Below are 12,177 nucleotides of genomic sequence, written 5' to 3'. Positions count from 1 at the left end.
TGTTAAGCACGCCGCCAGCGTTCGTCCTGAGCCAGGATCAAACTCTCCGCTAAAGAAAGTGTTACCACTTCTATCCGAGAGCCTGTTGGCTCATTATGTCATTCTTGTAAAAGAATTGTGTTCGTTGACTAACATCAACGATGTTGCATCTGGCTGTTAGAGTTTCCTCTAACATGTTTTGCATTGTGTAGTTTTCAGGGTACATCCTGCACCGCGTAAGGCTTCAAGGTTCTTTGCAGTTCCTCGCAGCTCTCATCGGCGCGACTTTCATAATATAACACAGGAGACTTCTACTCGTCAACCCCCTTTTTCAAGTTTTTTGCATTTCTTTTGACAAAAGTTGCTAACCCCTACACGCTGTAAGTAAAATTGAGTTCCGTCCGTGCGGAAAGCAGTGGAGCTTTTGCATCTTTCTCCGAAAGCACAACTGGCGCAAGAGGCCACGCAACGCCGATCTCGGGGTCGTCCCAGCGGATATTTCCGTCGCACGTCGGCGCATAGAAGTTGTCCGCCTTATACTGCACCTCGACGTCATCAGTCAGTGTGATGAATCCGTGGGCAAAGCCGCGCGGAATGAAGAGCTGACGCGCATTTTCCGCCGTGAGCTCAACACCGACCCATTTTGCATACGTCGGCGAGCCGCGGCGAATGTCGACGGCAACATCGAAGATTGCACCGCGCGAGACACGCAGCAGCTTTGCCTGTGCCATCGGGTTGAGCTGATAATGCAGGCCGCGCAGTGTTCCCTTCTGCGCCGAGAAGGAATGATTGTCCTGCACAAAGTCAACGAGAATGCCCGCATCCTCCATCTTCTTTTTCGACCAGCTCTCCATAAACCAGCCGCGCGCATCGCCGAACACCTGCGGCTCAAGGATGCGAACGCCCGCAAGTGCTGTTTCAATTACATTCATACAATACTCCTATATATCCTTGATAAGTCGCTTCAAATAAACACCATATTCATTCTTGGCGAGAGGCTCGGCAAGACGCAGCACCTGCTCCGCGTCGATGTAGCCCATGCGGTAAGCGATTTCCTCGATGCAGGAGATCTTGAGCCCCTGCCGCGCCTGTATGGTCTGAACAAATGCAGCCGCCGAGAGCAGTGACTCGTGGGTTCCCGTATCGAGCCACGCATAGCCGCGCCGCAGTCGTTCCACGTGGAGCTTCCCCGCCGCAAGATACGCCTTGTTGACATCCGTAATCTCGAGCTCTCCACGTGCCGACGGACGGATGCCGTGCGCGATCTCAACGATGTCGCTGTCATAAAAGTAAAGCCCCGTGACAGCATAGTTTGACTGCGGCTCTTTGGGCTTTTCCTCAAGTGTGAGTGCATTTCCTGCATCATCGAAGGAGACAACGCCGTAACGCTCGGGATCGGAGACGTAGTAGGCAAAGACGGTCGCCCCGTCATCCCGCCGCACAGCACGCTGCAGAACCTGCGCGAAGTTCGAGCCGTAGAAAATGTTATCACCGAGCACAAGTGCACAGCCCTCGCCCGCAATAAAGTCTGCCCCGATGATGAACGCCTGTGCGAGTCCGTCCGGACTCGGCTGCACAGCGTAGGAAATAGATATCCCCAGCTGGCTGCCGTCACCGAGCAGCTCGCGATAGAGCGCACTGTCGTTCGGCGTGGTGATGATGAGGATGTCCTTGATTCCCGCAAGCATCAGTGCGCTCAACGGATAGTAGATCATCGGCTTGTCGTAGACCGGCATGAGCTGCTTGGATACAACCTTCGTGAGCGGATAGAGGCGTGTTCCCGAGCCACCCGCAAGAATAATTCCCTTCTTTATCATCCCGTCACCTCTCTGCATTTATTTGCATTTCATTTTATGACGTTTTGCGAGATAAGGCAAGAAAAGCCTGCCGCATTTTCACGCGACAGGTTTTTGAACGAATCCTTTTCGTATCTACTTGAACATTTCCATTGTATGTGCAACGAGAATGCCAAACGGTGTACCGATGACGTAACCCATCAGTGCCATCAGAATGCCGACAGGGACAAGCGAGCCGGAATACGTGCCCGCAAGTACAGGCGCGGATGCCGTGCCGCCGATGTTTGCAAGTGAGGCAACACACGCAGTGAACATATCGAGTTTGAAGAGACGTGCAAGGAGGAACATGAGTGTAAAGTGGACGCCGAGAATGATGAAACCCGTCAAGATCCAGTAGGGCGCATCACCGAGCTCGAGCAGAGACGCACGCGAGGCGAGCAGTGCAATGACAGAGTAGAGCAGGACATTCGACATCTCTGCCGACCCCGCCACACCTCCGAGCGGCGAGACTGCACCGATGAGTCCAAGTGCCGTGATAAAGAGGATTGTCCACGTTGCCTTGTCAAAGAACGGTACTGCGGCATTGAGCATCTTGCCGACGTTCGCGCCGACCGCCGAAACGACAAGTGCTGTACCAAGCAGGAGGATGAGGCTCTGGAATGTGATCGCCCCCGTATTCAGCTTTGCATCCTCCTCAAGGCTGCGTGACACGGCATCAAGCTGAGTCGTATCTGCCTTATTCCACTTGTTGAAACGCAGTGCAAGCGTGATGAGCCAGAGCAGGAACATGACCCAGATGGAGTAGTCAATCGAGTCGACCACGAGCGCATAGCCCATATCCGCCTCCGACACACCAAGTGCCGCCTGCACGGCAACCATGTTGCCCGAACCGCCGAGCCACGAACCGCAGAGTGCACCGAGTGCCATCCACGAATCCCCACCGATAAAGTTCTTCATAACGAGAAACGCGACGATAAAGCCGATCATGATAGTCACGGACGCAGAGAAAAAGCCAAGCAGCATCCGTGGACCGAGCTTGAGCACCTTGCGAATGTCGCAGCGCAGCAGCATGGTAAAAACCATCGCATACGTCAGCGAATTTTTCAGCCCCGCATACGCCGGCTTTGTCGCCGCCATATCCCACGTGCCGACCGTGCACAGCAGCATGGAGATGAGATAGACGAGCACGACGGCAGGCAGGTAGCGGAACAGCGTCCACCCCGTTCCCTTCTCAAGCGTCACCAGTGCACCTGCAAGCAGGATGAGCACGGCGACATAGGTAAATCCGTCCGTAATCATGACATACACTCCTTCGTTAATATAATTCCTTGAAGAATCACGATAATGATTATATAATAAAGCAATAAATGAACACAATGGACTTCTTTCCCAAATTACTCTCATATATGAAAGAATTCTGTATACAAAAGGAGGATTCCCATGAAAATCACAAAGGTCGAGCTTGGAATGCTCTCCGTCCCCCTGCGTGTCCCGTTCAAAACAGCGCGGCGGCGCGTGGACAGCGTAGAGGACGTCATCGTACTCATCCGCACAGATACGGGTGCAACGGGCTATGGTGAAGCACCGCCGACAGGCGTTGTCACGGGCGATACGACGGGCGGCATCATTGACGCAATCCGTACGCATCTTGCTCCCCTGCTCATTGGCCGCGATGTAAACGAGTTCGAGGATCTGATCCAGTCCGTACAAACCGCGCTCATCCACAACTCCTCGGCAAAGGCAGCCGTCGACATGGCACTCTACGATCTCTACGGACAGCTGTGGAACATCCCCGTGCACAAGCTCCTCGGCGGCGCAAAGGACGGCATCGTCACGGATATCACAATCAGCGTAAATGCCCCCGACGAGATGGCACGCGATGCACGCGATGCGATTGCACGCGGCTACGATACCCTCAAGATCAAAGTCGGTGTCGATCCCTCGCTCGATGTGGCGCGCCTATCTGCCGTGCGTGAGGCAGTCGGCAAAGATGTACGCATCCGCATCGACGCAAATCAGGCGTGGAAGCCACGCGAGGCCGTACGGATTCTCGCACAGATGGCAGAAAAGGGCCTTGACATCGAGCTCGTCGAGCAGCCTGTCGCCGCAGCGGACATTGACGGCCTTGCCTACGTCACACGTGAGAGCGATATCCCCGTGCTTGCGGACGAGGCTGTATTTTCTCCTGCCGAGGCTCTGCGCATCATGCAGCTGCACGCCGCCGACATGGTGAACATCAAACTCATGAAATGCGGCGGGCTCTACCCCGCACAGAAAATCATCGCGGCGGCGGAAATCTACGGCATAGAGTGTATGCTCGGCTGTATGCTCGAGGCAAAAATCTCCGTCAACGCCGCTGTGGCACTTGCCTGCGCAAAGAAGATTGTGACACGCATCGATCTCGACGGTCCCGTCCTTTGCAGCGAGGATCCGATTGAGGGCGGTGCCGTATTTGACGAGAAAAACATTACTGCATCCACTGCGCCGGGACTCGGTATTCGCGGTGTACAGGGACTCAGGATGCTGTGAGGAGGCGTGCATGAGCACATCAGTTAATTTTGCCGTCGGTGAGCCATTCCCCCTGCCGATCCTCGCACAGACGGACGGCGGTATGTTTCAGGTCGACAAAAACGGCATGATGTTCCTGCTCCAGCTCTCGCGCACGGATGCCATCGCTGTCGAGGCGTTCCGCACGGGTGAGATCGAGCTTGCCGTGACGGAAGTGGACGGCGTTCTCTTCCTCCTCTATCGCATCGATGGCATCTTCAAGGACGGCTGGGGCGACGCGCCGCTCTCCCTATCGCTCGTAAAGGAAGAGCTGCTGCCAGATGAAAAAAGTCTTGCCGATCCCACGATCCACCTCTATCTCGTCGATACGAGACTGAAAATACTCCTCGCACAGAGAACGGCAAGCGTCCCCGAGGAGTTCACGGAAATCATTCGTGCGAATGTGCGGGCACAGAAAAAAGCACCGCTCTCGGTGCTTGCATTCCAAAAGAAGGTTGCAGCAATCTGGGCGGAGAAATCCGCAGCCGACCTGCGCGCAATGGCAGGGGCATCGCATACGCTACCGATGACAATAGGAAGCATCGTACACTAAGACAGTCGACGTTGACCGTAACAGAGTCAACGTCGGCTGTTTTTATATTGTTCCTTTGAGCCCCTTAACGATGCGCGCAACCAGTGCCGTCCGCGCAAACGGCGTGATGATATAGTAACCGTCGATGTATGGCGTGATGTCCTTTGCAATCTCAAGGGAGAGCTGCACGGCAAGTTCTTCCGCCTCCGCACGATTCAATCCATGATAGGCGTTGATAATGCGCTCCTCGACGTGAATCCCCGAAATCTCGCTTTCCATAAAACGGGCATTGCGCTCGCTGACAACGGGCATGATGCCGCCGAGGATGAATGCCCCTGGCAGCGTGTCGCGTGCCGTCCGCAGATTCTCCTTTGCTCGTTCACTGAGAACAGGCTGCGTAAAGAATCCCGTCATGCCCGCCTCCAGCTTCTTTTTGGCGAGCCCGAGCTGTGACGGGAAATGCTTTGCATTCACGTTAAGTGCACCGAATACATGAAACGGTACGACATCGCCGCGCTCGCCGAGGCTTTTAATAAATGAGGTCAGCTTGCGCGAGTTGAACTGGTAGACGCTCTTCACCTCGTCGCGCTCCGCCGTCGGAATGGGGTCGCCCGTAATCGCAATGATATTGTGCACCCCCTCGGCGCTCAGACCGAGGAGAATGGACTTGATCGCGTTGAGATTGCGGTCGCGGCAGGTCATGTGCGGGATCGGCTCAAGTCCGAGGCTGCGCTGTACACGCCCCGCGAGCATCGCCGCATCCATGCGGGCACGCGCGATGGGATTGTCTGCAATGGTGATTGCATGAACGCCCGCCTCCATCAACTCCCGTGCACCCGCCATGAATTTGTCCGCATTGCCGACCTCAGGCGGGTCGAGTTCGACGGCGATGGGTGTTCCTCCCGTTTTCAACGCCTCGAAGAACGCGCTGTGCGACGTTTCAAGCGATGGGTGTTCCGCCTGCCCCACGTGCTCTGTCGATACGCGTCCGCTGTCTGCAAGTGCAAGACACAGTGCACGGATATGCTCCGGTGTCGTACCGCAGCAGCCGCCAACGATGGAGACTCCCTCACGCACCAGTGCCGCAAGCCCGTCACCGAAATAGTTCGGTGCACTCTCATAGAAGGTGCGCCCGTCAATGACGATCGGATGCCCCGCATTCGGCATCAAAGAGAGCAGCAGCGGACATGTGCCGAGGAGATGTACGAGCTCCTTCATGGACTGAACGCCGCTGACACAGTTGAAACCGACCGCGTCGATGTAACCGCTCGCAGCTGCCTCTCGCACGAGCTCCTCGACAAAGAAACCATCCCGCGTATAGCCGCCGGGAAAGGCAGAAAACGAAGTCAGAACGAACGCCTCGGGACAGACCTGCTTGATATGGGCCGCCGTCTCGACCAGCCCCTCAATCGAGGAGTTCGTCTCAAAGATAAAGTGACGTGCGCCCATCGCGAGAAAGATATCGGAAAGGAAGCGGTATTCCTCGATGATATCCGCAGGCGGCAGTCCCGTAACAGGACCGATATCGGCAAAGACATACGCATTGAACGGCTCTGCCGTTCGCGCGGCAATCTCCCATCCTGCACGAATGATCCGTTCAACGGTCGCCGTGTCTCCTTGGTAGACGATACGATTTGCCGCAAAGGTATTCGTCTTGATTGCCTGCGCTCCCGCACGCAGGTACTCCGTATGGATTTCCTCGACCACGATCGGGGTCTCGATGTTTGCGAGTTCCACGCCCTTGCCGCGCGTATGCGTCTTTTGAGCATAATAGGTGCCCATGCCGCCGTCAAAGACGAGCGGCTCTTTTTTCAGATGTTCCCGTATTGCCATACGCTCCTGGCTCATGTCTGTTCAGCCTCCCTGCTTTATCCGAGTACGCGGCGTGCAATCTCAACAATGCTGCGCGCATCGCCCGCATAGTGATCCGCACCGATTTCCTTTGCATAGTCCTCCGTCAACACTGCCCCGCCGACGACCGTCTCGCACGGATGTCCCGCCTCGTGCAGGGCTTCGATGGTCTTTTTCATCGCCGTGACCGTCGTCGTCATCAATGCCGAAAGGCCGATGAGCCCGACCTTCTTTTCGATGGCAACCTCCACAACACGCGTGACAGGCACGTCACGCCCAAGGTCAATGATCTGATAGCCGTAATTCTCGAGGACGACTTTGACGATATTCTTGCCGATATCGTGAATGTCGCCCTCAACAGTCGCGAGGATGATCTTCCCCTTCGACACCCCCTCGCCCGCTTCGGCGAGGCGCACCTTGATGAGCTCAAGCCCCGCCGTCGCAGCATTTGCCGCATTGATGAGCTGTGGGAGGAAGATGATTTCCTTTTCGTAGCGGTCACCCACGATATCAAGCGCAGGGATGACCTTCTCCTGTATGATGTCCATCGGTGCCATCTCCGTGAGGAGCTTCCGCGTGATGCGCTCTGCATCGTCACTGAGCCCGCGAATGATCGCGTCCATCAGCGGGTCGACCTCGCCCGCACTGTCCGCTGCGGCAGTCTGTACCGCTCCCGCCACTTCATCGCCCGTAATGCCGAGTTCCTTGCGGCGGCGCATCTCTGCCTGCTCGGGAGCAAAACGCTCGATGTAGGCGGCGCAGTCCACATCCTCCCCCGACACCGCGCGGAAGGATACAACGGCATCCATGACGCCCTTCGTATTCGGATTGATGATCGGGAAATCCAAACCAACGTGCATCGCCTGTATGAGGAAATTCTCCGTCATATGTCCACGCGCGGGCAGACCGAACGAAATATTGCTCACACCGAGCGCGCAGTGAAGACCGAGCCGTTCGTGCACCTCGCGCACGGCACGCAGGGTCTCCATCGCCTGCGTCTGCTGCGCCGAGACTGTGAGCGTCAGACAGTCGATGATGATATCCTCGCGGTCAAGACCGTATTTTTCTGCCTCCGCGACAATGCGCTCGGCAATTGCAACGCGCTGCGCCGCCGTCTCTGGGAGTCCGCTCTCGTCCATCGCCAGCCCGAGGACTGCCGCCCCGTAGTGCTTCGCGAGTGGGAAGATGGCATCCATGCGCTCACGCTCGCCGCTCACCGAGTTGATGATGACGCGCCCGTTCGTGACGCGCAGAGCAGCCTCGATCACCTTCGGGTTTGCCGAGTCAATCTGCAACGGCAGATCAACAACACTCTGCACCGCTTTGACGACATACGGGATGATCTTCTCCTCATCCACGCCCTGCGCACCGACATTGATGTCAAGCACCTGCGCGCCCGCCTCCTGCTGGGATATCGCAAGTTTCTTGATATAGCCGTAGTCCTCCTCAAGGAGTGCCTGTTGCAGACGCTTCTTGCCTGTCGGATTGATGCGCTCGCCAATGACATTGAGCTTGCCGTACTCCGCGACGCGCCCCGGTGATGCAACACCCTTGCGTTTTTTCCGTGCGGGACGCTCCGACGCCCCCTCAGCAACCGCTGCTGTGAGTGCACGAATAAATTCGGGGGTTGTGCCGCAGCAGCCCCCCATGATGAGCGCACCGCGCTGTGCAAACGCTGCCATCTCACGACCAAAGTCCTCCGCCGTCATCTCATACGCACCCGTACGAGGGTCAGGAAGTCCCGCGTTCGGCTTGACGATAATCGGCAGATCCGTCCACTCCATCAGCTCGTCCACAATCGGCAGAAGCTCCACGGGGCCGAGCGAACAGTTCACACCGAGCGCAGCGACACCGAGCGCATCAAGCGTGACCGCAACGGATGGGACGGCCGCGCCAAGGAAGGTGCGTCCATTCTGCTCGAACGTCATCGTCACCCAGATCGGCAGCTTTGTATGTTCCTTCGCCGCGAGCACCGCCGCCTTGACCTCGTAGAGGTCAGTCAGCGTCTCGAAGATGACGAGATCCGCCCCCGCCTCCTCGCCCGCGACCACCATCTCACGAAAGAGCTCGTACGCTGCCTCAAACGAGAGCGTTCCAAGCGGTTCGACCAACTCTCCAATGGGGCCGATGTCGAGTGCGACACGCACCCCCTGCGTACCGGAGTTCTCGGCTGCTCGGCGTGCCGTGCGGACGTTCTCCCCGATGACCTCGGCGACCGTCTTGCCCGTCCCCTCGAGCTTATGACCGTTCGCGCCGAAGGTGTTGCTGTAGATGACACGGCTGCCCGCCGCAATGTAGTTCCGATGGATCTCCTCGATCACATCGGGGTGCTCCAAGCCGAACAGCTCCGGTCGCTCCCCGGGGGCAAGACCGCGCGCCTGCAGCTGCGTACCCATGCCCCCATCCAATATAATGATATCGTTCATTCCATATCTCCCATATTTTTCATACCGTTATTGTGTTTTTGCCCCTTCTCTGCACCTGCGCCCCGCTTTGCGGAATGGGCAGTTTAGAAACATAAGGCAGTGCTCGCAGTCGGGTGGTCGGTGCGGCTGCGGCGTACGTGCAATCCCCATAATCGCCGTCACGGACTTGCGCGGCACCATGATCGTCGTTGGCGTCAGCGAGACACCGATACGCCGCGTCATATCGAGCAGTGCAAAGAATTTCGGCTGCTCCGCAATTGGCAGGTCACCGTAGCCGGGGCTGAAGCGATCCGTCAAATAACGCCCCTCGGCCTCCACAGCGCGGCGCATATCACTCTCAAAGTTGTTGCAGATATTCTCAATCGCCGTACTCGCACACGCATCCATGATGACGGAGTCCGCCGCATTCACGACCTCATAGCGCATCATCAGACGCTCGACACCGGGGCCGAGGGTCGCACCAAAGAGCACAACCTCCTCACACGGCTCAAGCATCCGAGGGATGTCATTTCCTGCAAACGTCACGCCGAGCACAGCCCCATCTTCAAGAGGAGCGTGACGATATGTCAAACGAGGCGTCGCCGCTGCCAGCACCTCATCCGTACAGCGACGAATCTGCGCCGCAATCTCCTCCGTCAGCTCCTGCCCACAAAAGCCGAGATACTTTAGGATCTCATTCATATTCAGCGTTGTAAAACGCGGTTCAAACATAGCCTCTCCTATATAGTATAGTACACAAGATTAAGAGATTATAGCACATCCCCCCGCTTCTCACAAATATACTTTTGTCATGTCATGATATGTGTGCTATAATACTGCCCTGTCTTTTTCTTTTCAGGGGGGAAATCGAATGATAAAAGAAGCGATCAAAAAGGTTGTAGGCAAGGAGGATCTTACCTACGACGAAGCATATGCGGTCCTGAACGAGATCATGTCGGGCGAGACCTCTGCGGTCGAGAATGCCGCCTACCTCGCCGCGCTCTCCACAAAGAGCAGCGGCATGGAGACGATTGACGAAATCTCGGGTTCTGCGGCGGCGATGCGTGAACATGCGGAGCGTGTCGAACACGATATGGAGGTCGTCGATATCGTCGGCACGGGCGGCGACCACTCGGGCAGCATCAATGTGTCCACCACCGCATCGTTCCTCGCTGCTGCGGCCGGACTCAAGGTCTGCAAGCACGGCAACCGCGCGGCCTCCTCGTGGAGCGGCACGGCCGACTGCCTTGAGGCACTTGGCGTGAACATCGATCAGCCGCCTGCAAAGGTACGCGAAGAACTGGACACGGTCGGCATGGCATTCCTCTTTGCCCAGCGGTATCATCAGTCGATGAAGCACGTCGGCGCGATCCGCCGCGAGCTCGGTATCCGCACCGTATTCAACATCTTGGGGCCCTTAACAAATCCGGCTCGTCCCTCCTATATGCTGCTTGGTGTTTACAGTGCACATCTGCTGCGCCCGCTTGCAAAAGTGCTCCCCGAACTCGGAGTAAGGCGCGCACTGATTGTCCACGGCACAGACGGCATGGATGAGATCAGCATCGGTGCACCGACCCTCATGCACGAGATCTCAGACGGCTGGGAGCGCTCCTATGAGATCCGCCCCGAGGACTTCGGCATCACACCCGCAGCAAAGGAAGCGATTCGCGGCGGTAAGCCCGACGAGAACGCGGCTGTCACACGCGGCATCCTCAGCGGAGAGATCACAGATGCTCGCGCGGATGTCTGCCTCCTGAACGCAGGGGCGGCCATCTACATCGGCGGTGCCGCGCCCTCCATTGCAGACGGCATTGCGGCTGCACGACAGACCATCGCCGACGGCTCGGCACTCCGAAAGCTCGAAGATTTCATCCGCATCTCTCAATAAATGGAAGGAGTTTGCATCTATGCAGGCACTCGAACAACTCAGCAATTTTGTCTCCCGTTATATGGCATTCTTCGTCATTCTGATCGCGGGCATCTCGCTCTTTCAGCCGTGGACATTCATCTGGACGGTTCCATATATCACGATTCTGCTCGGCATCGTCATGTTCGGCATGGGGATGACGCTTCGCTTCGAAGATTTTAAGCTCGTCCTGCAGCGTCCGCGCGACGTCCTCATTGGCACGGTCGCACAGTTCGGCATCATGCCGCTCCTCGCGTGGGGACTTGCACACGCATTTTCGCTTCCGCCCGAACTCGCGGCGGGTGTGATCCTCGTCGGCACCTGCCCCGGCGGCACATCGTCGAATGTCATGACATACCTCGCACGCGGCGATGTGGCACTCTCCGTCTCCATGACGATGGCATCCACTCTCCTCGCACCGATTATGACCCCGCTCCTCACCCTCTGGCTTGCAGGTCAGTGGATTGACATCCCGGCAGAGAAGATGATGATCTCCATCGCGCAGGTCGTCATCGCACCAATCTTCCTTGGCATCCTCATCAACCACTTCTTTGAGCGTCCCGTCCAAAAGGCGGTCAAAATCCTCCCGCTCATCTCCGTCATTGCCATCGTCCTCATCGTGGGTGGTGTTGTCTCGGCAAACGCAGCCCGCATCATCGAGACGGGCGCACTCATCATGGTCGTCGTCATGTGCCACAACCTCCTCGGCTATGCACTCGGCTTTGTCGTGGCAAAGACACTCGGTATGGATATGGCAAAGGTCAAAGCCGTCTCCATCGAAGTTGGAATGCAGAATTCAGGACTTGCGACCTCTCTCGCACTCCTTCACTTTGGTGCAGCGGCCGCCATCCCCGGCGCACTCTTCAGCGTTTGGCATAACATTTCGGGATCGCTTGCCGCAAACTACCTGTCCAGTCGTATGAAAAAAACCGTCTGACACAAATTTTATTCAAAAACTCCTCTAAAATCTTTTAGGACTTTTAGAGGAGTTTTTTAATTTGCATCGAATTATACCCAAAAGAAACGTCCTTGCTTCGACAAGATAGGGCGTCAGCTGTTGTCATGCCCATTGGGTAATCATTAAAAGAGATGACTGAATGAAATTAAAGGAATCGCTGATAAAATGAAGTCCGTCAGATTGGCGTAGATTTTTTCGTCCGA

The 12,177-nt window shown here is 56.5% G+C and carries 10 protein-coding genes; 4 read left to right on the top strand and 6 right to left on the bottom strand.

The window, feature by feature from the left end:
- Positions 1–350: 350 nt before the first annotated feature.
- The 3 genes from rfbC to ACO6BQ_RS10005 all read right to left on the bottom strand — a co-directional run bounded on the left by rfbC (position 351) and on the right by ACO6BQ_RS10005 (position 3,074).
- Entirely contained in the window at positions 351–911 is a 561-nt protein-coding gene (rfbC, locus tag ACO6BQ_RS10015; protein WP_489120732.1) for a dTDP-4-dehydrorhamnose 3,5-epimerase, read from the bottom strand.
- A gap of 9 nt (positions 912–920) precedes the next feature.
- Positions 921–1,796 (bottom strand): glucose-1-phosphate thymidylyltransferase RfbA, encoded by an 876-nt coding sequence (rfbA, locus tag ACO6BQ_RS10010; RefSeq protein WP_489120731.1) that lies wholly within the window; start codon positions 1,794–1,796, stop codon positions 921–923.
- Between the two features lie 114 nt (positions 1,797–1,910).
- A complete protein-coding gene (locus tag ACO6BQ_RS10005; protein WP_489120730.1) occupies positions 1,911–3,074 on the bottom strand; it encodes a DUF819 family protein in 1,164 nt (387 codons plus the stop codon).
- 141 nt (positions 3,075–3,215) lie between these two features.
- Between ACO6BQ_RS10005 and ACO6BQ_RS10000 the strand changes: the two genes are divergently transcribed.
- Positions 3,216–4,304, top strand: a complete 1,089-nt coding sequence (locus ACO6BQ_RS10000) for a dipeptide epimerase (RefSeq protein WP_489120729.1) — start codon at positions 3,216–3,218, stop codon at positions 4,302–4,304.
- A 10-nt stretch (positions 4,305–4,314) separates the two neighbouring features.
- Positions 4,315–4,875, top strand: a complete 561-nt coding sequence (locus ACO6BQ_RS09995) for a hypothetical protein (RefSeq protein WP_489120727.1) — start codon at positions 4,315–4,317, stop codon at positions 4,873–4,875.
- A gap of 42 nt (positions 4,876–4,917) precedes the next feature.
- Here the strand turns inward: ACO6BQ_RS09995 and ACO6BQ_RS09990 are convergent, their stop codons facing one another.
- From ACO6BQ_RS09990 to ACO6BQ_RS09980, 3 genes are read right to left on the bottom strand one after another with little or no spacing between them, the layout of a single operon-like run.
- Entirely contained in the window at positions 4,918–6,702 is a 1,785-nt protein-coding gene (locus tag ACO6BQ_RS09990) for a bifunctional homocysteine S-methyltransferase/methylenetetrahydrofolate reductase (RefSeq protein WP_489120726.1), read from the bottom strand.
- A 20-nt stretch (positions 6,703–6,722) separates the two neighbouring features.
- Positions 6,723–9,131 carry a homocysteine S-methyltransferase family protein gene (locus ACO6BQ_RS09985; protein WP_489120725.1) on the bottom strand — a complete coding sequence of 803 codons (2,409 nt, stop codon included), beginning with the start codon at positions 9,129–9,131 and terminating at the stop codon, positions 6,723–6,725.
- A 27-nt stretch (positions 9,132–9,158) separates the two neighbouring features.
- The gene (locus tag ACO6BQ_RS09980) at positions 9,159–9,842 is read right to left on the bottom strand and encodes a vitamin B12 dependent-methionine synthase activation domain-containing protein (RefSeq protein WP_489120724.1); all 684 of its coding nucleotides are present in this window, start codon (positions 9,840–9,842) and stop codon (positions 9,159–9,161) included.
- Positions 9,843–9,981: 139 nt separating this feature from the next.
- Between ACO6BQ_RS09980 and trpD the strand changes: the two genes are divergently transcribed.
- Positions 9,982–10,998, top strand: a complete 1,017-nt coding sequence (gene trpD / locus ACO6BQ_RS09975; RefSeq protein WP_489120723.1) for an anthranilate phosphoribosyltransferase — start codon at positions 9,982–9,984, stop codon at positions 10,996–10,998.
- Between the two features lie 19 nt (positions 10,999–11,017).
- Positions 11,018–11,953, top strand: a complete 936-nt coding sequence (locus tag ACO6BQ_RS09970) for a bile acid:sodium symporter family protein (protein WP_489120722.1) — start codon at positions 11,018–11,020, stop codon at positions 11,951–11,953.
- Positions 11,954–12,177 lie beyond the last annotated feature (224 nt).

This window comes from Centipeda sp. (in: firmicutes) (assembly GCF_057271695.1).
The sequence above is the reverse complement of the archived record's forward strand: the minus strand, read 5'-3'. Positions and strand labels throughout refer to the sequence as shown.